This window comes from Allomuricauda sp. d1, from assembly GCF_039592695.1.
Taxonomy (GTDB): Bacteria; Bacteroidota; Bacteroidia; order Flavobacteriales; family Flavobacteriaceae; genus Flagellimonas_A.
Map to the genome: position 1 here is coordinate 940,941 of NZ_JBBUTK010000002.1, position 21,231 is coordinate 962,171.

At 43.0% G+C, this 21,231-nt stretch carries 18 protein-coding genes; 8 read left to right on the forward strand and 10 right to left on the reverse strand.

Annotation, left to right across the window (positions count from 1 at the left end; genetic code table 11):
- Positions 1–15: 15 nt before the first annotated feature.
- The 3 genes from AAAH86_RS11350 to AAAH86_RS11360 are packed head-to-tail and all read left to right on the forward strand — an operon-like array spanning position 16 to position 2,933.
- On the forward strand, positions 16–483 hold the full coding sequence (locus AAAH86_RS11350; protein ID WP_343487739.1) for a GNAT family N-acetyltransferase: 468 nt from the start codon (positions 16–18) through the stop codon (positions 481–483).
- 5 nt (positions 484–488) lie between these two features.
- The gene (kynU, locus tag AAAH86_RS11355) at positions 489–1,757 is read left to right on the forward strand and encodes a kynureninase (protein WP_343487740.1); all 1,269 of its coding nucleotides are present in this window, start codon (positions 489–491) and stop codon (positions 1,755–1,757) included.
- Between the two features lie 30 nt (positions 1,758–1,787).
- On the forward strand, positions 1,788–2,933 hold the full coding sequence (locus tag AAAH86_RS11360) for an MFS transporter (RefSeq protein ID WP_343487741.1): 1,146 nt from the start codon (positions 1,788–1,790) through the stop codon (positions 2,931–2,933).
- A gap of 7 nt (positions 2,934–2,940) precedes the next feature.
- Here AAAH86_RS11360 and AAAH86_RS11365 read toward each other — a convergent pair whose 3' ends face one another.
- Positions 2,941–3,615: a hypothetical protein gene (locus tag AAAH86_RS11365; RefSeq protein WP_343487742.1), complete on the reverse strand. Its 675-nt coding sequence runs from the start codon at positions 3,613–3,615 to the stop codon at positions 2,941–2,943.
- An 80-nt stretch (positions 3,616–3,695) separates the two neighbouring features.
- Here AAAH86_RS11365 and AAAH86_RS11370 point away from each other — a divergent pair, with 80 nt between their 5' ends.
- From AAAH86_RS11370 to AAAH86_RS11380, 3 genes are read left to right on the forward strand one after another with little or no spacing between them, the layout of a single operon-like run.
- Positions 3,696–4,331 carry an RNA polymerase sigma factor gene (locus tag AAAH86_RS11370; protein WP_343487743.1) on the forward strand — a complete coding sequence of 212 codons (636 nt, stop codon included), beginning with the start codon at positions 3,696–3,698 and terminating at the stop codon, positions 4,329–4,331.
- A complete protein-coding gene (locus tag AAAH86_RS11375) occupies positions 4,324–4,512 on the forward strand; it encodes a hypothetical protein (RefSeq protein ID WP_343487744.1) in 189 nt (62 codons plus the stop codon). The genes AAAH86_RS11370 and AAAH86_RS11375 overlap by 8 nt, the downstream gene beginning before the upstream one ends.
- Positions 4,513–4,532: 20 nt before the next feature.
- Positions 4,533–5,357: a mechanosensitive ion channel domain-containing protein gene (locus AAAH86_RS11380; RefSeq protein ID WP_343487745.1), complete on the forward strand. Its 825-nt coding sequence runs from the start codon at positions 4,533–4,535 to the stop codon at positions 5,355–5,357.
- A 31-nt stretch (positions 5,358–5,388) separates the two neighbouring features.
- Here AAAH86_RS11380 and AAAH86_RS11385 read toward each other — a convergent pair whose 3' ends face one another.
- From AAAH86_RS11385 to AAAH86_RS11395, 3 genes are all read right to left on the reverse strand, one after another.
- The gene (locus tag AAAH86_RS11385; RefSeq protein WP_343487746.1) at positions 5,389–7,362 is read right to left on the reverse strand and encodes an OmpA family protein; all 1,974 of its coding nucleotides are present in this window, start codon (positions 7,360–7,362) and stop codon (positions 5,389–5,391) included.
- A gap of 8 nt (positions 7,363–7,370) precedes the next feature.
- Complete coding sequence (locus tag AAAH86_RS11390) at positions 7,371–8,285, reverse strand: type IX secretion system membrane protein PorP/SprF (protein WP_343487747.1); 915 nt, start codon at positions 8,283–8,285, stop codon at positions 7,371–7,373.
- A 248-nt stretch (positions 8,286–8,533) separates the two neighbouring features.
- Positions 8,534–13,138, reverse strand: coding sequence for a Calx-beta domain-containing protein (locus AAAH86_RS11395; RefSeq protein WP_343487748.1), 4,605 nt, complete (start codon positions 13,136–13,138; stop codon positions 8,534–8,536).
- Positions 13,139–13,663: 525 nt separating this feature from the next.
- Here AAAH86_RS11395 and AAAH86_RS11400 point away from each other — a divergent pair.
- On the forward strand, positions 13,664–14,212 hold the full coding sequence (locus tag AAAH86_RS11400) for an ATP-dependent Clp protease proteolytic subunit (RefSeq protein ID WP_343487749.1): 549 nt from the start codon (positions 13,664–13,666) through the stop codon (positions 14,210–14,212).
- A 142-nt stretch (positions 14,213–14,354) separates the two neighbouring features.
- Here the strand turns inward: AAAH86_RS11400 and AAAH86_RS11405 are convergent, their stop codons facing one another.
- The 3 genes from AAAH86_RS11405 to AAAH86_RS11415 all read right to left on the reverse strand — a co-directional run bounded on the left by AAAH86_RS11405 (position 14,355) and on the right by AAAH86_RS11415 (position 17,428).
- Entirely contained in the window at positions 14,355–15,887 is a 1,533-nt protein-coding gene (locus AAAH86_RS11405; protein ID WP_343487750.1) for a cryptochrome/photolyase family protein, read from the reverse strand.
- Positions 15,887–17,194 (reverse strand): DASH family cryptochrome, encoded by a 1,308-nt coding sequence (locus tag AAAH86_RS11410; RefSeq protein ID WP_343487751.1) that lies wholly within the window; start codon positions 17,192–17,194, stop codon positions 15,887–15,889. Before AAAH86_RS11410 ends, AAAH86_RS11405 begins: the two co-directional genes overlap by 1 nt.
- Positions 17,195–17,275: 81 nt before the next feature.
- Positions 17,276–17,428 (reverse strand): DUF2256 domain-containing protein, encoded by a 153-nt coding sequence (locus AAAH86_RS11415; RefSeq protein WP_343487752.1) that lies wholly within the window; start codon positions 17,426–17,428, stop codon positions 17,276–17,278.
- A gap of 102 nt (positions 17,429–17,530) precedes the next feature.
- Between AAAH86_RS11415 and AAAH86_RS11420 the strand changes: the two genes are divergently transcribed.
- On the forward strand, positions 17,531–18,874 hold the full coding sequence (locus AAAH86_RS11420; protein ID WP_343487753.1) for an NAD(P)/FAD-dependent oxidoreductase: 1,344 nt from the start codon (positions 17,531–17,533) through the stop codon (positions 18,872–18,874).
- Between the two features lies 1 nt (position 18,875).
- Here AAAH86_RS11420 and AAAH86_RS11425 read toward each other — a convergent pair whose 3' ends face one another.
- From AAAH86_RS11425 to AAAH86_RS11435, 3 genes are all read right to left on the reverse strand, one after another.
- Entirely contained in the window at positions 18,876–19,247 is a 372-nt protein-coding gene (locus tag AAAH86_RS11425; RefSeq protein ID WP_343487755.1) for a DUF4174 domain-containing protein, read from the reverse strand.
- Between the two features lie 64 nt (positions 19,248–19,311).
- Positions 19,312–20,091 carry a C4-type zinc ribbon domain-containing protein gene (locus AAAH86_RS11430; protein WP_343487757.1) on the reverse strand — a complete coding sequence of 260 codons (780 nt, stop codon included), beginning with the start codon at positions 20,089–20,091 and terminating at the stop codon, positions 19,312–19,314.
- Between the two features lie 3 nt (positions 20,092–20,094).
- The gene (locus AAAH86_RS11435; protein WP_343487758.1) at positions 20,095–21,189 is read right to left on the reverse strand and encodes a Nif3-like dinuclear metal center hexameric protein; all 1,095 of its coding nucleotides are present in this window, start codon (positions 21,187–21,189) and stop codon (positions 20,095–20,097) included.
- Positions 21,190–21,231: the final 42 nt, after the last annotated feature.

Genomic DNA, 21,231 nt, shown 5'->3' on the forward strand with positions numbered 1-21,231 from the left:
AAGTATTTTTAACGTATGGAAAATGTTGTGGTCCGCGATGCAACTCTTGCTGATTTGTCGTATTTGAAGCAGTTTGAACAAGCACTTATCAAGGCAGAACGACCTTTTGACCCTACCATTCATCCTGACCCGGTCAGTTATTATGATCTAGAAAACTATGTTACCGATGAGAACGTAAAAGTGGTCGTGGCAGAGATTGCCAATGAGATTGTTGCCTCTGGCTATGCCCTGCGAAAGAAAGCACGCCACTATTTAGACCATGATGATTATGGTTATTTGGGATTTATGTATACTAAGCCATCCCATCGGGGAAAAGGTATCAACCAAAAGCTTACGGAGACCTTAAAAAAATGGTGTATCGACCGTGGGTTGGTAGAAATACGATTGACGGTCTACCACGATAATGTGCCTGCCATCAAGGCTTATGAAAAGTCAGGATTTAAAAGCCACATCAACGAAATGCGACTACGATTGAACGAATAACGGCTATGGAATTTAAAAACACCCTCGATTTTGCCCAAACATTGGATGAAAAAGATGCACTGAAAGCGTATCGTAAGAAGTTTCACTTTCCTCAAGTCAACGGAAAGGATGTCATCTATTTTACGGGAAACTCGCTGGGGCTACAGCCAAAAAATGCCCAAAAGTACGTTGACGATATCATGAACGATTGGCGTGAATTGGCCGTTGAGGGCCATTTTTATGCTGAAAAGCCGTGGTGGGACTATCACGAGCGGTTGGCCAAACCCCTCGCTAAAGTAGTTGGGGCAAATCCCGAAGAAGTATCCGTCATGAATACGCTGACCGTGAACCTCCATTTTTTGATGGTCTCCTTTTATCGACCGACAAAAACACGTTTCAAGATCCTATGTGAAGCGAAAGCCTTTCCCTCAGACCAGTACATGCTGCAGAGCCAGGTACGGTTTCATGGCTTGAATCCCGAAGAAACAATCGTAGAAATCAAGAAACGAAAAGGTGAACGCTTTTGGAGAACCGAAGATGTCATTTCAAAGATTGACGAAGTAGGTGAGGAACTTGCACTGGTACTGATAGGGGGTGTCAATTACTACAACGGACAGGTTTTTGATATGGAAGCCATCACCAAGGCCGGAAAAGCCGTTGGAGCCTTTGTAGGATGGGATTTGGCCCATGCCGTGGGCAATGTGGCGTTGAACCTTCACGATTGGGATGTCGACTTTGCCGCATGGTGCAGCTATAAGTACATGAACAGCGGCCCGGGCAACGCTTCGGGTGTTTTTGTGAACAAAAGGCATTTGGGCAAGAAAGACATCCCGCGGTTTGAAGGTTGGTGGGGCACCAAAAAAGAGACCCGTTTTCTGATGCAACCCCAATTTGACCCTATTGACAACGCAGATGCATGGCAAGTGAGCAATCCACCGGTGCTTTCATTGGCTCCCTACTTGGCTTCCTTACAGCTTTTTGAAGACGTGGGTATGGACGCACTCATCAAAAAAAGCAACCTATTGACCGCTTATTTAGAGTTCATACTGCATGAGGTCGACAAAGAAGTCGAAAGCACCTTTGAGATCATCACTCCAAAGGATAGGGGCTGCCAACTTTCGGTATTTCTGCACGGTGAGGGTAGGGCAATTTTTGACTATCTCATGAAAAATGGCGTGATCACCGATTGGCGTGAGCCCAATGTCATTCGGTTGGCACCGGCCCCATTTTACTGTTCTTTTGAGGATATGTTTCGTTTTGGCCAGATCCTAAAGGAAGGAATTTTGTCGAAATAAGCTAGATTAGCATTTTTTTGCGGACCAATCATGAAGTCACTCCGGCTTATCCTTTCCCATCCCAGATACTTTGCCCCGGCATGGGTATTTGCCAGCCTGAACATTTGGTTCGGTACGTGGGCCATCTACATCCCCACAGTGAAAGAAAAGTTGGGAATCGATAAATCGCAATTGGGAATTGCCATTTTTTTTCTTTCCCTTGGGGTGTTTACTGTATTTCCGATTGCTGCTAAAATCATCAACCGATTGGGCGTGGGCAAAGCGACTTGGTACGGGGTGTTGCTCAGTAGTTTTGCCGCTTTGTTGCCGCTCATGGCTCCCAATTATTACAGCTTGATGGCATCCCTCTTTCTTTTTGGCGCTTCAAATGGTTTTACCGATATTTCAATGAATACCCTCGTCACCGAAATTGAAAAAGAAGACCAACAAAATTTCATGTCGGCTGCGCACGGATTTTTTAGTTTGGGTGGTGTTCTGGCTGGATTGGGCAGTTTTTTGATTGTTTATCTTGGCAACCCGGCCCTGCATATGTTCATTGTCGTAGTTGTTGTTCTTATTGTCAATTATCTGTTGTACAAAAATTATTATCGCCTCACTGCTGCACCCGTAGAGAAAGAGCCCTTTAGCCTTAAACTCTTTAAACCACTATTGGTCATTGGCATTGTCTCTTTTATGGTAATGGGAGGCGAAGGGGCCATTGTCGATTGGAGCGGACTTTTTCTTAAGGAAATCAGCTTGGCACCAGAGGCTCTATGGGGAACAGGATTTCTGGCTTTTTCCATCACCATGACTACGGGGCGTTTTTTGGGGGATAGCATCAGCCAGCGAATAGGTTCTGTAAAAATTGTGGCTTTGGGCAGTTTGATTGCCGTTCTAGGCTATCTTTTAGTGCTCAGTACCCAAACCTATATGGCCATCATCGGTTTTGGCTTGGTGGGCTTGGGATTTTCGGTAATCATTCCTGAACTGTTTCGAATTGGGGGCAATGTTAAAGGCATTGATTCATCGCAAGGTGTCGCATTTATTGCCGGTACAGGCTATGCGGGGTTTTTGGCCGCTCCACCGATTTTAGGATTTTTGGCAGAACAGGCTTCATTGACCACCAGTTTTATTGTTCTTTTGGGCTGTGCCGTGATAGTGTTTTTGGCCACTTTTCTTTTGGGCAAGAAAAGGTGAAAGTCGGCTATTTTATTTCAACCCCGGTGAAATAGAGGTTAAAAGGTTCCCCCTTTTTTTTATGGTCCAATGCCAATGTCAGGCCTTTTTGTTCCGTGTAATTCTCCCAAGTGGTACTCATTGACGGTTCAGCCTGATTACCTTTTCTAAAAGTCCATTCTTGGATTAAGTGATCATCCCCGAAATAGAAATCGTAGGCGTCCCCTGGGGTATAGCCACCTTCATTTGCGTACACAATGGTCAGTTTTTGCATCGGTTGTCCGCTGATGGGCGCAGTAGCTTGTGTGGTATGTTCGTATTCGTAACTGTTCTTATCCCATATCAAATTGAACGGGGCCAGTAACCAGTAACGGTCGTTGATGAAACCTGCATTGGCCTTGTAAGCTGTACTGTCCATCTGCTTTCGTAGGTATGTTAGGGTATCTTGGCCAGAAATTGAGGTAATTTCATTTGTTTTTGGCTTCCAGATCCATGAACGCTCAAAATGGGTCGAGTCTCGGTCAACGTTGAAGGTAAATTTGATTGATTTCACTGCTTTCCAATCATCGTAACCATGGGCATTGGCTATTTTTTCGATTATTGGCAGTGATTCTTCCTCATTATCAATGACTTGTTTCTTGTCGGTCTTACACCCAAAAATACTGATAGCAATAACAGTTAAGATGAAATTAGAACGGAGCATGCCAAAAATTTGAACTAAGATAATCTCTTTTAAAGTATCTTGATGCATATTTGAAAATATAGTTACAAAGCCCAGCCATAGTGACTTTTTTAAAAAAGTTGTTTCTTATCCTTATAGGAGGCCAGGACCAAAAGTCTGCGGCCACCAAACTTTATGGCGATGTATCTGATGAGGCATTGGTAGCACAAATAGTGGCTGACAACAATACCCTGATGTTTGGGGTGCTCTATGATAGGTATGCCAAAATGGTCTATAACAAATGTTATGGCTTTGCCAAGTCAGATGATGAGGCTGAAGATTTGACGCAAGATGTGTTTTTGATGCTTTTTGTGAAACTGGCATCATTTAAGGGTAGGTCGAAATTCTCGACCTGGCTGTATTCGTTCACCTATAACTTTTGTGTCAATTATGTGAATAGAAACAAGCAACGAAAAATGAGCGATAAATCTGTTCCGGTTGAACAGACAGAATACAAACTGACCGATGATGAGGTTTCTGATGAAAGTGTTTATGAACTGAAAGCAGAGCGATTGGAAAAAGCACTACGACTTATTCCTGCGGAAGATAAGTCCATCTTGTTATTAAAATATCAAGATGGTGCCTCTATCAAAGAGTTGATGGAAGTCATGCAACTGGGCGAGAGTGCCATAAAAATGCGCCTGAAAAGGGCAAAAGCTAAATTGTTGGAAGAATACAATACAATAACGGATGGCTGACAATTCAAAAAACCCTTTTAGGGAATTGGACAAAAAACTTCGAGACGTACCCCCCGAAATGCGCAAGAAGGTCATGCACGATGTAGCCATCGCCAAATTCATTATGGATATGGCAGTACTGGTGACATCGAACTACGGGCATTTAATACGAGGCCTTTTGAAAACCAACAAGAGAAATTAACCGAATCAAAAAATAGCATCATGGAGAATTACAAGGAAATCTTAGAAGAAAGCTTGGGCGAAATCTTTAGGAGTGCCGTTCAATTGTTGCCCAAGATAGTTTTGGGCATTTTAGGGCTCATTTTTGCCTGGCTGCTGGTAAAAATACTGTTGTTTGTTCTAAAACGGATTTTAAGGGCCGCCAAAGTGGATAGGCTCTCTGAAAAGATTGTGGCCGCAAAACCATTTGGAGAAAAAGAGGTAAAGATTGATTTGGCAAAGATTATTCTTGCTTTCACGAGAGTGCTCTTGATACTGTTGTTTACCGTAGTGCTGTCAGAGGTCTTGGGCCTTAATGCCATTTCAGATGGCATCGTATCCATCTTTAGCTATTTGCCCACACTCTTCAGCGCGATTCTCATCTTTGCCGGTGGACTCTATCTTGCCAATTTGATCAAAAAGGCCATACTGTCGCTTTTTGATTCTATGGGCATCGGGGGATCTAAGTTCATCAGCGGTACCATTTTTTACATTATCGTATTTTTTATTTCGATCACCGCCCTGAACCAAGCCGGTATTGATACCGAAATCATCACGAGCAACTTTACGCTGATTTTAGGGGCCTTTCTTTTTGCGGCGGCATTGGGCTTCGGTCTCGGTTCGAGAGAGGTTTTCTCCGATATCTTCAAAATGTTCTATGCACGCAAAACGTATATGGTGGGCGACAAGCTTTCTTTTGGTGATGTAGAGGGCACCATAGAATCGATAGACAATATCTCAATGACCTTGAAGACCAAAGAGGGCAAGTTGGTGGTGCCCATCAAAGATGTAGTCTCATCAAAAGTTTCGGTGAAGACGCAGCAATAAAAAACGCCCGCAATCGGCGGGCGCTGTACTGTTATTTTGATTTTGCAACCACTGTTCCTTTGATTTGAATGATAGGGAATTCCGTTCTTCTGTTCAACTCCAATTCTTCGGGAGGGCAGTCGGTCTTGGTTTTACAATCATTGACAGGTTGGCGTTCACCAAAGCCTTTGTAGGACACAATATGGTGCCTTGGCACACCATTTTCGATGAGATATTCGTAGGTGGATTTCGCACGACGCTCAGATAGGTTGTCGTTGTATGCATGGCTTCCTACCGGATCGGTATGTGACTCAAGCTTAATGACCATATCAGGATAGGTCTCGGTCATCAATTTGACCACTTTGTCCAATTCTTCTGCAGCATCGGGCCTGATGTTGTGCTTGTTGAAATCAAAGTATATTTTGTTCAATCCGGCCAAGACCTTGACATCCAACACGGGGTCAAGTGTAATGTCTTTATTGATTACCCGATCACTTCTAGGGGTTGAAAAGGTACTGAAGTACACATTCTTTTTAGGATGTGTTTTTCGTGACGCCTCTATCATGTAGTTGCGTTTTCTATCGATATAGATCTCGTACCTTCCATCACGGTCGGTATAGGTTTCAGCCACTAATTCAGTGGTTTCTTGATTGAACAATGAGATTTTCACGCTATCAAGGGGTTGTTGGTTGATGGCATCGGTGACCTTGCCCTCTACCTGCAATGAGGGGTAAAATCTAAATCGGTAAATGTCATCACCGCCGGACCCCCCTTTTCTGTTTGAGCTGACATACCCATCAATACCATTGTTGTGGGCATAATACCCAAAATCATCCTTTTCGCTGTTCAAGGGCTTGCCTAGATTGATGACGTCTTGAAAATTACCAACGGAATCCAAAACGGTTGCGAATACGTCCAATTGACCAAAACCTGGGTGCCCATCCGAAGAAAAGAACAATTGCCCTTCATTGTTCACATACGGAAACATTTCGTTGCCAGCAGTATTGACCACTGGGCCAGCGTTTACAGGTTCGCCGATACCACCCCTTGCATGTATCTGGGCGTAATAAATGTCGGTGCCACCGTAGCCACCGGGTTTGTCCGACGCAAAGAACAAATAGGTTCGTTCTGTGTTGACACTGGGGTGGCCCGAAGAATAGTGGTCGGCATTCATACTGAGATTACGGGTCACTTTCCACTTGCCATCAATGCTTTCGGCCCTGTAGATTTTGAGATTGTTCAAACTTTCGACTTCATACCCTTCTTTCTTGGTATAGAAACCTTCTTTGTTGCCGAAATAATTGTTACGGGTAAAATAGATGACCGTATCGTTTCTATGGTTGGTAGAGAAAACCAATGAACTCTCATGGTACTTTGAATTGATGTCACCCTCAAGCTTAACAGGTTTGGCATCTTTATTGTCTTCTTCGATGTGATAAATATCCAACCACGCTTCGTTGTTCCAATCGTAGATATTCTCGGATTTTTCATCTATTCTACTGGAGCTAAAATAGAGTCTACCACCGTGGGCGAACGTGCCAAATTCACTGTACTCGGTGTTGAAAGGTACCTCTTCGACCTCGTAACTTTCCCTACTATTGAACAATACGGAAGCAAAATTACCCTCTTTGAGGTACTTTTTGATCCTTGCATCGTTCTTGGCCAGTTTCTTGTAGCGCTTGAACCAATCCATGGCCTCTTCTTCCTTTCCCGCACTTTTCAATGCCATGCCATACTTAAAATAATGGTCAGGTTCTAGGCCGTCATCGTTGATAAAGCGGTCAAAGTATGGAAGTGCCTTTTCAAAATCACGCAACATCAAATGACACTCGGCCAGACGCTGCCATGCATGTGTCGCATGGTTTTCTTTCAATGCCAGTTTTTCATATTCAGGAATTGCCTTGGCGTAGGCAAATTTGTAGAACAGTTCATCAGCCTGCCTTCTCAAGCTTGATTGTGCAGTAGCCGCTACAGATACCAATACTACCGCCAATAAAACAACAAATCTGTAATTTTTCTTCATCATGGTTGGTTTTAAAAGTATCTGGGTGACTTATATAGTTTGGTTTTCTTTGAAAATCGTGGCTCATAAATGAGGATGACCTCGTGGGTTCCCCCCGTATATGGCCTAATTGTAGAAGTTGGTAGGTCATAGGCATAGCCCAGTCGTATGTTGTTGGATACTTGGTAATCCGCAAAGGCACCAAAATTGGCAGCATCGTTCAATCGGTAGGTAGCACCCAACCAGAATTTGTCATAGAATAAAAAACTTGAAGTCAGATCGTAGGATGCTGGTGCACCGTTGGTGAATTTAGACAATACGGTTGGCCTGAATTTTATATCAGCAGAAATGTCAAGCACCAAACCGCCAATGGCATAGTAGCTGTTTCTTTCAAGGGCCACAAACTCACCTTCGTTCAAATCGGTGCTCAATATTCTTGGTGAGGAGATGCCCACGTACCATCTTTCGCTGCTCAGATACAGTCCAGCACCGAAATTGGGTTTCCAGCTATTGAAGTTGGCGTTGAAAAAAGGATCGTTCACATCCGGATTCTCTAACCGATAATTGGTGAAACCACCTTTAATCCCGAAAGAAAGTCTGGCGTTGTACGAAACAGGAATGGTATATGAAAAATCACCGTATACATAATTGGTGCTCTCAAAGCCCAGTTGATCGGAAATGTAGGAGATTCCCAGTCCGACCCTTTCGTTTCGTGTCGGTGTGTGAAAAGAAACCGTGCTTGTCGTCGGATTGCCATCAAGGCCAGCCCACTGGTTACGGTGCAGTGCAGTGAGGTTCATGGTCTCCCTGCTTCCTGCGTAGGCAGGATTCACCGAGATGGTGTTGAACATGTACTGGGTGAACTGTGGTAACTGCTGCGCCTGGCTTTGCAAGCCGATAAACAGTAGCACCACTGAAAGTAAATTTTTCAAATAGTTAGTTTCCATAACTGGTCAAGTTTTGTGTTCATCGGACTGGAAGTTTGGGATCCAATCCATATACAAAGCAATAAAAATCAGCTCATTATGAGTAATTTAGCCGTCGAACGCATCTTTAAAATCGTTATGAAACCCAGCGTTCGATAAAGCGTATTTTTCTTTGGATAAATGAACTTTTCAGGAAAGATTATTTAACCGTCTTTCAACGAAAAAAGCGGGCCATGGCCCGCTTTTTTGATGTTTATTGAAAGATTTGTCTATTGGGTTCCTAAGTAAATGTAGCCATTGAGCGGTTCAAAATCAGCTCCGTTTACATTGATGATGTAGTAATACGTACCTGCAGGAAGCATGCCTGAACTGCCGAATGAATTGTTTGGTGCAAATCCACCCCAATCGTTCTGATAGTTCACGACTTCATAGACCTTATCGCCCCATCGGTTAAAAATCATTACATCGAAGGTATACCCACAATACTCGACGCCCTTGATTTCAAAAACGTCATTGATGTTATCTCCGTTTGCGGTAACCGCTGTTGATATTTCAATCTGGTCTCTGCCACAAGGCACGCAATCGCTGTTGGTCGTAATTATGAAGTCAACATAGTATTTACAATCCCCTTCCGTTGAGCTATAGGCAATAAGGTATTCCCCGACCTCAAGATTTGCAGGATTGAAGGTACTACCTTCAAGAATCACATTTCCACTGGTCACCGTGAACACACCGTTGGTGTCAAAGCCTTCAGGTAAGTAATTGACCAAATTTATTGGGTCATCTTCAACACAAATGTCGATGAACACTTCTTCCAATTGTGGTTGCATGACAAAGATGACCTGTTCAAAGGTGGCCGTGTTTCCACATGAATCTGTGACCTCCCAAGTACGTGTGATCATATAATCGTCGGTATCATCTGAAAATAAGGTGTCTTCAGTGAAGACCACATCGTAGTTTCCGCAACCGCCCATAAAGGTCAATTCGGGTACGGCTGGTACTTCGTCACCACAAATGATGGTGATTTCCTCTTCATAATCACTCGCCGTAATCGGACCAGTAGGATTGATGGTAATGACCTGCGTATGAGAGTTCATATTGCCGGCACAATCGCTTACCGACCATGTTCTGGTCACAGTGTACCCTTCGGAACAATTGGCATTGTTGGTGATCACCTCATCAAAAGTCACGGTCACATCTGTATCACAGTTGTCCACAGCCGTCAATGTAGCAGCATCAGGTATTTCGTTGCACATTACGGTCACGCTTTCTGGTAGTGCTTCCACAAAGGTGGGAGCTTGGGTGTCTTCGACCGTAATCGTCTGTACATGAACTGTTTGATTTCCTGCACAGTCTTCAGCTGTCCAGGTTCTGGTGATGATATAGTTGGATGCACATGAATCATCATCGGTAATCTGCTCGTCAAAAGTGACAAAGGCGTTGTTGTCACAATTATCCAACGCAGTCAACGTCAATGCATCTGGAACATTATCACATGAAACCGTTGCATTACTTGGCAAGGCCTCTACAAAAGTGGGTGCCTCATTGTCTTCAACCGTGATGGTCTGTACATGCGTGCGCACGTTGCCCACACAGTCGGTAATCGTCCACGTTCTGGTAATGGTATATTCCGTATCACAACCATCGTCTTGACCTGTAATTGCTTCTACAAAGTCTTCAGTGTAACTGCATCCATTGGCATTCAATGAAATAGTCGGTACAGTTGGAACTTCATCACAATCGACCGTTACGTCACTTGGAAAATCATCGTCACTGTCATTATCAATGATGTTTCCTGTGGCAGTATCGCCATTGATGCCAATAACAGTGGTCGATAGGTTTGAAAGTACCACAAAGTATGATTCAGTGCTTTCTACAATCACGTCATCAATAATGGGCACGGTGATATCGTACGATTCATCATCATTTCCAACAAAGGTCAATGTTCCATTGGTCAATGTATAATCATCAGGATTTATCGCAGTGTCATCAGTTGTTGTGTAATCAACCGTAAACCCACCTTGAACATTTCCAGTCAGGCGTACCGTAAATGTTGCAGTGCCTGTATCTTCATTCACTGTCACTTCATCATCATCAAATGACAATCCGGTCACACCCGGAATGTTGTCATTGTCCACAATATTACCGTTGGCTTGGGGCATATTGATGCCAATGATAGTGGACGATAGATTTAATAGTTCAACCACATAGTTTTCTGTAGCTTCAATACGATTGTCATCAATAATTGGGATAACGATATCATAATTTTCCCCATCAGTACCAGTGAAGCTAAGCGTTCCAGCTTGAGTTGTGTAATCATCTGGCGCTACGGCGGTACCATCGTTCGTGGTATAATCCACAGTAAACCCACCTTGAACATTTCCAGTCAGGCGTACCGTGAATGTTGCAGTGCCTGCATCTTCATTAACGGTTACATCGGTATTGTCAAAAGCTATTCCAGTGCCTGGTACAGCGTCGTTGTCGAGGATGTTGCCCGTTGCGGTATCGCCGTTGATGCCTATCAATGTCGTGGACAGGTTGCTGAGCACCACGGTGAGGTCCTCGGTGGGCTCAATCAATGAGTCATCGACAATGGGCACGGTGATGTCGTAGGATTCGTTGTCGCTTCCGGTGAAGGTGAGCTGTCCGCTAGTGGCGGTGTAGTCGCCGGGCTCGCCCGCGCTTCCGTCAGCTGTGGCGTAGTCGACGGTGAACCCGCCCTGTACGTTGCCCGTGAGCCTTACGGTGAAGGTTGCGGTGCCGTCGCCCTCGTTCACGGTGACGCTGTCACTGTCAAAGCTGATGCCTGTACCCGGCCCACCATCATTATCCGTTATGGTAACCGTACCGGGACTATTTGAAACGGTAATATCTTGTGCTTGCGCATTTGTAAAACCCGGAGGCGTTGCCGTATAGCTTCCACTAACATCAAAATCTTCAATAGGTTCTATGATAGTATCATCATTGATGGCGATGCTAGCTGTCTGTATCTCGTTATTGTTTCCTGTAAATGTTACTGAACCTGACGTATCTGAATAGTCATCTGGTTGGATGGCTGTTCCATCCGATGTGGTAAAATCTATCGTAAACGAATCTTGAACATCCCCTGAAAGAACAAACTCATAATCAACCGTGCCGATATCCTCATTTACAGTAATGTCTTGTAGTGTGACAGTGGCACTGTCGTTGTCATGAATTCGAACCATTCCACCAGCTCCTGCAAGTCCAACCTCGGTGAATGATGCATTGGAAAGCCTTTGTATGACCTGTTCAGAAGGTTCAACGATAGCATCGTCCAATATGGTCAAAGGGATAAAGAATTCCGTTCCCGCAGGTGAATTTGCTGGAAATGAAATTGTAGTGGTTATCGCATTGTAGTCTGAACCGTCTGTTGCCGGAAATGTAATTCCTGAGCTGTTGACCGTTAAATCAACAGTAAAAGCCGGTTCAACACCTGACCCCGATTCGTGTAACCATACTCTCAATTGAACAATGCCCGTATCTTCATCAACATCATAGTTGCCAGTGGTCACCGTTGCATCGTCTGTATCGATAATGGTACCCACACCATCACCATCTACTATTGTCACAGTATTTGTGGCATCCACAATCGTTACATCGAAAGTTTCGGTACCCTCTAACCAAGCATCGTCTAAAGCCGCTACATCAAATGTCACAGAATTGGCAAATGCAGGTAAGATAACGGTCGATGGCCCCGAATAATCGGCACCAGTCGTAGAATTGTCATTGTAGGAAATGTCAAACTCAATATCATTGGCAATTGGGTCATTGATAGAGATGGTAAATTCAAGATTGTCACCCTCGTTTGCCGTGGCATCGCTGATGCTCACTCCTGATTTGACATCTAAAGTGACGGTTGAAATGTCACATACATGTTGGTTCGGAGCTGGAAGACATACCTGTACCTCAAAAACATCAGTGCCTGTAAACCCTGGATCTGGAGTATAGGTGAATGTACCGTCGGTATTGACCACCAAAGTACCATTCAATGGGTTTGTGCTGGCATAATACGTATATTCAGAACCATCTGGCACATTATCGTTTGCACCTACATCACCATTAAAGACTTCTTCAAATTCTGGATTGAAGGAATCATCTACAGCATAGGTCTGCATCAAAAAGAATTTACCGTCACCATTATCAAAGGTAGCGGCATAGTATCTTATAGAGGTTATGGTCGAGCCCACGGGGGCAAGCTCAGAAAGTTGATAGAGTGCCACACCTATAATCTGGCCGTTTTCATTGTTTCGACCACTGCTCCAATAATCTGAATTGGCAGTCGGAGGGGATGGTGGAAGTACCCCTGTGAGATTGAACTCATTTCTGACAAAGGTTTGACCCAACCGTTGCTCTGCTCCACCTCCTACTGGTGTTCCCCATACTTCAATGTAGAAACAATTGTTTCCTCCACGTTCGGTTACCGCAAGAACACCACCCTCGTTTGATGGAATTCCTGGATTGTAACTTATGGTCTGTATTTGGGTGTCAGTGGTGGCTACAGCACCATAATTCTCACAAAAATTATCACCATTACTATTTGATTCAAAGTAATGGTTCAGGTTCAGTGATTGATAAGCATCAAGTGCCTCTGAATTCCAACTGGGGTCATTACTACTGCCCAAAACTTCTGAACCATTGCGCATGATGTCATTCCCACTATGACCACCAGGACCCAATCTTGTCAGCTCATAGTTTGAAGGGACAACAAAAGTGCTGTAAACGTTTCCGTCAATGGTTATGGATTCTATTGTGGCCGGATCACTGATATTTGTCTGCGTATCTGCCCAGGTAAAGGTAACACCTGTTCGTACCGAATTGGCCTGTGAAAACACACTACTGCAAAAAAGCAGCATAGTCATCGTTATAAGGAATAACGATAAACAAGACGTAAGTTTTTTAAAGTAGTGCTTTTCTGCTTTAAGGGTAGTTTTGGTTTTCATAGGCTATGATTTAAGGTGACTTAGGTATCTAGTCTAAAATCTTATAAAAAGCCTGACGCGACAATCAATGGAAGAAAAGTGTATTTGAGAAAATCATGCCACAGTCAAGTTTTTCATTTTTGTTTTCAGTAGTTTATTTTTAAGATTGGGTTCAAAAATTTGTTAACAAATAACGGATGAAGTACAAATTCATCAAAAATTAGACGTTATGGCTTAGGTTATTATCGTTCAAAGTATGCCAGTCAAGACAAACGGTATCTTTTTATCGATATTCGTAAAATGTTGTACCACAGTGTGTTTCGTGGGTAAAATTGATTCTAAATATGAAGTTGTAGGTATTGCAGCAAGAACAATTTCACCATTGAAGTTCAAAGCAACCATGAGCGTTCGAATTCTCTGCCAAATTGCCTAATTTTGACATTTCACATACATACATTCATGAGTTCTAAAAAAGGAAAAGTACAAGAGCAGATTCAAGAAAAGTTACTGGAAGAACGAAAAATCTTCCTTTGGGGCATGGTTGAAGATAGTTCGGCAAAACATGTAATCGACCGCCTTCTCTATCTAGATCTGTTGAACAATAAAGAAATACAATTGGTCATCAATAGTCCTGGGGGATATGTCACCTCGGGTTTTGCGATTTATGATACACTGCAACAGATAAAGAGTCCCGTATCAACGGTATGCTCAGGATTGGCCGCTTCTATGGGTTCCATTCTGCTTTCCGCAGGAAAAAAAGGAAGAAGGTTTATTCAGCCCCATGCCCGGGTCATGATCCATCAACCCAGTGGTGGTGCCCAAGGTCAGGCATCAAATATTGAAATACAGGCCCGTGAAATTATCAAGACAAAAGAGTTGGGAGCAAGAATATTGGCTGAAAACTGTGGTCAGGATTATGAAAAGGTCATGAAGGATTTTGATCGCGATTATTGGATGGGTGCCGAAGAATCGGTGAAATACGGAATTGTGGATAAAATCTTGAAGTAACGTTCACTTTGACCGGGAAAAAAAAGTCCTTCGCATGATATGTGAAGGACTTTTTCAATATATATGGACGCCGAAGCGGGATATTCTATTATATATACGACGATTAAACCCTAAAAAGATTACAAGGCTACGTTAAGAAACCTTAAAATGAATCAGGATTTTCCAGTACCTGTCTCGCTCTTTTCTTCAAAGCCTGCAATTCTTCGGTATCTTTTTTCTCTAAAAGATTGAGCATCATGCCCATACGCTGGTTGTTTTTGAAGTGTTCTTTTTTCTCATCCAAGAAATTCCAGTAGAGGGCATTGAAGGGGCAGGCCCCTTCGCCTAATTTTTTGGTGTGTGAATACGAACATTCTTTACAGTAATTGCCCATTTTATTGATGTAATTGGCACTGCTCACATAAGGTTTTGTGGCAACAATGCCGCCATCGGCAAATTGGCTCATGCCCCTGGTATTGGTAATCTCTACCCATTCGATGGCATCGATATACACCCCCAAATACCATTCATCAACTTGGTCAGGATGTATCTGCGTAAGTAGCGCATAATTACCGATGACCATCAATCGCTGTATGTGGTGGGCGTATGCCTCATCCAAGCTTTGGCCAATGGCGTGTTTCAGGCAGTTCATCTTAGTTTTACCCGTCCAGAAGAAATCGGGTAGGGGGTAGTGGTTGTCCAATTCATTCAGTTTGGCATACTGTGGCATTTCTTTCCAATACACCCCTCGCATATATTCACGCCAGCCCAGAACTTGGCGTATGAAACCCTCAACCTGCGAAATGTGGATGTTGTTTTTATTCTCATAATAATAATCCAAAACTTTGTCGATAACCTCCTTCGGTGAGAGCATTTTACTGTTCATGGCGAAAGAGAGCCGTGAGTGGAACAGAAATTTTTCTTCGGTGTGCATCGCATCCTGATAATCACCAAAATGTACCAGAAGTTCTTTGCAAAAATGGTTGAGCACTGAAAGGCAATCTGAACGCGATGTTGGCCAACTTAAATTTTCGGCAGAAATATTTCCAAAAGTTGTTACTCCAGCCTCTTCAATTTCTTTCAAGATTTGGGAAACATCTTTTCGAAACCCCCGTTCATGGGGAATTTCAGGCTCACCCGCCCATTTTTTGCGATTGCTCTGGTCAAAGTTCCATTTTCCGCCCTCGGGCTGGTCGTTGGTGACCATGATACCGTGCTTTTTGCGCATCATGCGGTAAAAGCTTTCCATCAACAACTGTTTTTTGCCCTTAAAAAAAGCTTCCAGCTCGTCTCTGGTGGTGTAGAAGTGCTCGGTACCAAAGGCTTTCGTTTCAATTTCCAATCCGTCACAAATGGACTTCAGTTGCTCATCCAATCGGTATTCATCGGGCAATTGGTATTCAAATTTTTTGGCTTCGATCTCGGCCACATGCTTTTTGATAAGCTCCCCCAATGATTTTTTTGCGTCATCATCGGTGATTTTGATGTAGGCGATGTTGTGCCCTTTTTCTGAGAGCTCTTCGGCAAAATTCCGCATGGCGGCAAAAAAAGCGGCCACTTTTTGAACATGGTGTTTTACATAATCGGTCTCTTGCCGCATTTCAGCCATGAGGTAAATGATTTTGTCATTTGTGGTTGTGAACCAAGAATGATTATGGTTGAGTTGGTCACCAAGAATGAGACGAAGTTTTTTCATTAAAAGAGGGTTTGTTGCAACCAAAGGTCTTGATACGTGCCTTTTTTGTCATACATATCGGCCTGTCGCTGAATGTTGAACTTTCTGTCTCTGGGGTCGTTGCCCACGCCGCTGTTGTACATCCAGTTGCCCCAATTGCTGTGTACATCGTAATCAATGAGCATACTCTCAAAATAAGCGGCCCCGACACGCCAGTCTTGTTCCAAGTGCTTGGCCCAATAGCTGGCCACATTCTGGCGCCCCCGATTGCTCATCCAACCCGTTTGGCCAATTTCTACCATATTGGCATTGACAAAAGGTTCTTTGGTCGTGCCTGAAATCCATTTTTGTTTGGCGCTATCCTCATCTTTCCAATGATATTCTTTGTTCAGAATTCCACTTTGCCAGAAGATTTTGTCACCGTGTTTGAGTGAAACATATTTAAAATAATCACGCCAAATCAGTTCAAAGATGAGCCAGTAGGTGCTGTCGTTCTTTTGCACCTCTTTTTCAAATTGTTTGACTTCCCAATAGACAGTTCGGGGTGAAATGCTTCCGTTGGCCAACCAGGCCGATAGTTTTGAGCTGTAGTCTTTGCCGATGAGTCCATTTCGTGTTTTCTTGTAAGAGGCGATTTTTTTGGTCTCCCAGATATAATCTTGCAATCGGTTTTGGGCTGCATCCTCTCCACCAGAAAAAGGAAAAGCGGTACGTTCATCCCTCTCAACATCTTCAAGCCCCAATTGCTCAAGCGAAGGAATTTCAGTGCCGTTTTCTACTTTGTTTTCTTTGGCAAAGGGAGGAATCTCTGAAACCACAGGCCTGACCTTACATTGTTTTTCGCATTTTCTTCGGAATTGGGTAAAGACATCAGGAATATTTTCAAATGATGGGTATGGAATATCTTCGGGATGAAATAGAAACTGGTCGTCGGTTTCTTCAAAAGTGACGGCATTGCTAACGGTAGCTTTTACAGCATCATTTACAGCATCAATAATCTTGCGCTCATCGCGAGTCCATTCCTGTTGCAAAAAAATAGTGTCGATTTGATACGTTTTTACAATCTCAGGAAGCACATTTTCTGGCCTGTCGTGAAAGACCAATAGTGTGATGTTGTGCTTTTCAAGGTTCTTTCGTAGATTGTGGACACTTTCAATCAAGAATTTGGCACGGAATTTTTCCGTTCTTTTGAATCCGAATGGTCCCGTTTCAAAAAAACGGGGATCAAAGCAGTACACCGCTATGACCTTCTTGCCTTCACAGGCTTTTTTTACGGTCTCACAATCGCTGATTCGTAGATCGTTATTGAACCAAATAAGACTGTTCATGGACAAAGTTCAAATTCAAATATCAAGTTCAGGCTCAAAAATCGCTTATTTTTGTGCACACTCGTACAAGTAGCGGAATGGTTAAACTTCATGGTTTGCCAACTTGTTTCGTCTGCACTTTTCACTGCAATATGTGACGTTTTCCCAATCTTTTTTCCATTTTGCGCGCCAAGAAAAAGGCCGTTCACAGACCGGGCAAATTTTCGAGGGAAGTGTCAATTTGTGATGCGTCATAATGTTTAATAAAATTATCAAAAAATTAAACAAATACTGTTCTAAGCATGGATGTTTTTGCTACAAATACTATCGTGAATGCTTTTTGCTACATTTGCCCCCATGCCTCAAACTGAAAAAAATATTGCTATAGTCGGTTCAGGGTTGGTAGGTTCCCTTTTGGCCATTTATTTGCGAAGGGCAGGTCATCAGGTAACGGTCTTTGACCGCAGACCCGACATACGAACTATAGAGTTTTCGGGTCGTTCCATCAATTTGGCGATGAGTAACCGTGGTTGGCGGTCACTTGAACAGGTCGGCATTGCCGATGAGATCAAAAAAATAGCCATTCCCCTTGATAAAAGGGCCATGCATGTGAATGGCAAGCAGGTCTATTATCAAAACTACGGAAAAGAAGGGGAGGCCATTTGGTCCATTTCGAGAGGTGTGCTCAACCGTAGGATGATTGATTTGGCAGAGGAAAAAGGCACGGATTTCAGATTTAACGAAAAGGTTTGGGATGTCAATCTGCCTGAAGCCAAGATTTATACTGGTGAGACCGAGAAAAGTGCGTGGAAAGAATATCAATTTGATTTGATTTTTGGATGCGATGGGGCGTTCTCGCGGGTACGGCATAAGATGCAGCGGCGCAGCCGTTTTGATTACTCACAGCAGTTCATTGATGTCGGTTACAAAGAATTGACGATTCCACCCAACGATGACGGGTCCCATAAAATGGATAAGAACTCTTTTCATATTTGGCCCAGGGGAAATTTTATGCTGATTGCAATGCCCAATATTGATGGCAGCTTTACCTGTACCTTGTTTTTGCCTTTTGAGGGCGAGGTCTCGTTTGAGAGCATCACCACCAAAGAGGAGGCAAAACGGTTTTTCAAAACCTATTTTCCGAATGTGCGGAAAGAAATTGAGAATCTGACCAAAGATTTTTTTAAAAATCCTACCAGTGCCATGGTCACCATCAAATGCTATCCGTGGACGTATTGGGACAAAATCGCTCTGGTGGGCGATTCAGCACATGCCATCGTTCCTTTTTACGGCCAGGGTATGAATGCCGGTTTTGAGGATATTTATGCGCTTAATCAATTGATGAAAAAATATGGTGACGATTGGGAAAGGATTTTCGAAACGTATCAAGACCAAAGAAAACCCAATGGCGATGCCATCGCAGAATTGAGCTATCGCAATTTTGTAGAGATGAGCAGTAAGACCGCCGACCCCAAATTTTTGTTGCAGAAAAAAATTGAGAAATGGTTCTCACTGAAACATCCTGAGAAGTGGATTCCAGTCTACAGTAGGGTAACCTTCTCTGAAAGCCCCTATGCCGAGGCATTGGCCATTGGTGATGCGCAAGAGGCCATCATGAAAAAAGTTATGGCGATGCCCGATATTGAAGAAAAATGGAACTCGCCCGAAGTCGAGCAAAAAATCCTGGAATTATTATCCTGACCTAACCTTTCTTACGTCGCATTTCTACTTTTCTCATTGGCATGGAATCAATCAGGGAAAACAGGATTTTAGGGTCGACCAAAAACTCTTCTGAAAATTTTACCGTACCATCTTTACCGATTAAAACAACTCCCTCAAAACCTGGCTTCAGAGAAAGTTTGGATTTTAGATTCTCTTCTGCGTTCATAATCAGCATATCACGTTCTACGATTGCTGAATGTTCGTCTTTGAATAGTTTCTGTTGTTTTTTGAAGGTTTCTGAGGATGCCTTTCCGAACAAAAGCACGATACGGTTTTTCCATTGGTAGCTTTTCAAGTTTTGGGCGCTCATAAGGGAGGTCATAAACAACAGCAGTATGATGATGATCCGCATTGATATAAAATAAAAAACCATCCCAAAATTAAGGGATGGTTTCAAGAATGTTCTCGGCCAGATCTCAAATTTTTGAGAACATGGTCTCCATTTTTTGCTGTTCTTCTTCAGCGAGTACAGGGTCGACCAAAATTCGTCCGCTGTGCTCATCGGTAATGATTTTTTTACGTGAGGCGATTTCAACCTGCACCTGAGGCGGTATCGTGAAGAACGATCCACCGGAAGCACCTCGCTCTACGGGTACCACTGCAAGACCATTTTTTACGTTGTGGCGAATTCGCTTGTAGGCCTTTACCAAACGCTCTTCGATTTTATCTTCGAATTCTTCTGATTTTTTTAGAAGTGCTTTTTCTTCCTTTTCAGTTTCAGCCATAATGGCTTCCAACTCACTTTTTTTATGCTTTAAATGCTCTTCTCTTTCTGAGAGCTTTTCTTTGGTCTCAGCGATGACCTCTTTTTTCTGATCGATCTGTGCCTTGAACTCTTTAATGTGCTTTTCGGCAAGTTGAATTTCAAGCTCTTGAAATTCAACTTCTTTGCTCAATGAATTGAATTCGCGGTTGTTTCTGACGTTTTTTTGCTGGTCAGCGTATTTTTTGATTAGAGTCTTAGACTCTTCAATCATGTTCTTTTTTGCAGAAATCTCGTAGTTGATGGTCTCAACATCAGATTTCAGCTTTTCAATTCTAGTTTTAAGACCCAAAACCTCGTCATCTAGGTCTTCAACTTCTAATGGAAGTTCTCCACGAACGCTCCGAATTTCATCGACCCTTGAATCTATCAATTGCAAATCGTACAACGCTCTTAGTTTTTCTTCGACCGTCGTTTCCTTTTTTGCTGCCATATATTAAAAATACTTGATGGGATTAGTAATGCTTTCCGATAAAGCGATTGCAAAATTAGGAATTTTTTCCGTAAGAAAATCGACCAACAGATTTTTTGTAAACTGCTCAGTTTCATAATGGCCAATGTCACAGATGACGATTTTGCCCTCAGCTTCATAGAATTCGTGGTATTTGATGTCAGCGGTAATCAAAACATCGGCTCCCTTTTGCTTTGCAATAGGTATTGCAAAAGCACCGCTGCCGCCCAACACGGCCACTTTTTTGACCTTTTTACCCAATAACTGCGAGTGACGGATTACGGATGCGTTCATCTTTTCTTTGAGCATTGAAAAGAACTCGGTCTCATCCATCTCTTTTTCAATTTCGCCAACCATGCCCATGCCTATATTTTGGTTTGTATTGTCAAGGGTAATCACTTCATAGGCAACTTCTTCGTAAGGGTGGTTTTTAAACAGAGCGTTCAGAACATCTATTTCCTTGGCAGAGTCAAAGGTGACGTTGATTTGGGTTTCTTCCTCGAAATGGGTTTTTCCTATCTCACCCAAGGTGGGATTTGAATTTTCACCCGCCATAAAACTTCCCGTTCCATCCGAGGAAAAACTGCAATTACTGTAGTTTCCAATAGTTCCCGCACCTGCTTGAAAGAGTGACTCTTTGAGTTCATCAGCATTTTTTTTGGGCACGTAGGTGGTCAACTTTTTTATGGTCTGCGCTTTCGGAATCAGAATTTTGGGTGAAAACACCCCCAAAACCTCACATATTTTGGCATTTACACCAATAATGGAATTATCGAGCGCTGTATGCATGCTGTAAATGGCAATCTTATTCGCCAATGCCTTCATCACGACACGTTCAACGTATGTCTTGCCGGTCAATTTTTTTAATCCCGTGAAAATTATGGGGTGAAAACTAACGATAAGGTTTAGTTTTTTGTCAATGGCCTCATCAACTACATTTTCCAAAGTATCTAAAGTGACCAGAATACCTGAGACCTGTTGATCTGGGTCGCCCACCAAAAGCCCCACATTGTCAAAATCTTCAGCATAAAGTAACGGCGCAAGTTCTTCTAAGTGTCTGGTGATTTCACGTACGGTCATGTTGCGGATTTAAAACGTTTAAAGATAAAATATTATAATTTC

Coding starts and splice junctions, on each gene's coding strand:
- AAAH86_RS11350 (WP_343487739.1), top strand. CDS start 16: ATGGAAAATGTTGTGGTCCGCGATGCAACTCTTGCTGATTTGTCGTAT.
- kynU (WP_343487740.1), top strand. CDS start 489: ATGGAATTTAAAAACACCCTCGATTTTGCCCAAACATTGGATGAAAAA.
- AAAH86_RS11360 (WP_343487741.1), top strand. CDS start 1,788: ATGAAGTCACTCCGGCTTATCCTTTCCCATCCCAGATACTTTGCCCCG.
- AAAH86_RS11365 (WP_343487742.1), bottom strand. CDS start 3,615: ATGCTCCGTTCTAATTTCATCTTAACTGTTATTGCTATCAGTATTTTT.
- AAAH86_RS11375 (WP_343487744.1), top strand. CDS start 4,324: ATGGCTGACAATTCAAAAAACCCTTTTAGGGAATTGGACAAAAAACTT.
- AAAH86_RS11380 (WP_343487745.1), top strand. CDS start 4,533: ATGGAGAATTACAAGGAAATCTTAGAAGAAAGCTTGGGCGAAATCTTT.
- AAAH86_RS11385 (WP_343487746.1), bottom strand. CDS start 7,362: ATGATGAAGAAAAATTACAGATTTGTTGTTTTATTGGCGGTAGTATTG.
- AAAH86_RS11390 (WP_343487747.1), bottom strand. CDS start 8,285: ATGGAAACTAACTATTTGAAAAATTTACTTTCAGTGGTGCTACTGTTT.
- AAAH86_RS11395 (WP_343487748.1), bottom strand. CDS start 13,138: ATGCTGCTTTTTTGCAGTAGTGTGTTTTCACAGGCCAATTCGGTACGA.
- AAAH86_RS11400 (WP_343487749.1), top strand. CDS start 13,664: ATGAGTTCTAAAAAAGGAAAAGTACAAGAGCAGATTCAAGAAAAGTTA.
- AAAH86_RS11405 (WP_343487750.1), bottom strand. CDS start 15,887: ATGAAAAAACTTCGTCTCATTCTTGGTGACCAACTCAACCATAATCAT.
- AAAH86_RS11410 (WP_343487751.1), bottom strand. CDS start 17,194: ATGAACAGTCTTATTTGGTTCAATAACGATCTACGAATCAGCGATTGT.
- AAAH86_RS11415 (WP_343487752.1), bottom strand. CDS start 17,428: ATGACGCATCACAAATTGACACTTCCCTCGAAAATTTGCCCGGTCTGT.
- AAAH86_RS11420 (WP_343487753.1), top strand. CDS start 17,531: ATGCCTCAAACTGAAAAAAATATTGCTATAGTCGGTTCAGGGTTGGTA.
- AAAH86_RS11425 (WP_343487755.1), bottom strand. CDS start 19,247: ATGCGGATCATCATCATACTGCTGTTGTTTATGACCTCCCTTATGAGC.
- AAAH86_RS11430 (WP_343487757.1), bottom strand. CDS start 20,091: ATGGCAGCAAAAAAGGAAACGACGGTCGAAGAAAAACTAAGAGCGTTG.
- AAAH86_RS11435 (WP_343487758.1), bottom strand. CDS start 21,189: ATGACCGTACGTGAAATCACCAGACACTTAGAAGAACTTGCGCCGTTA.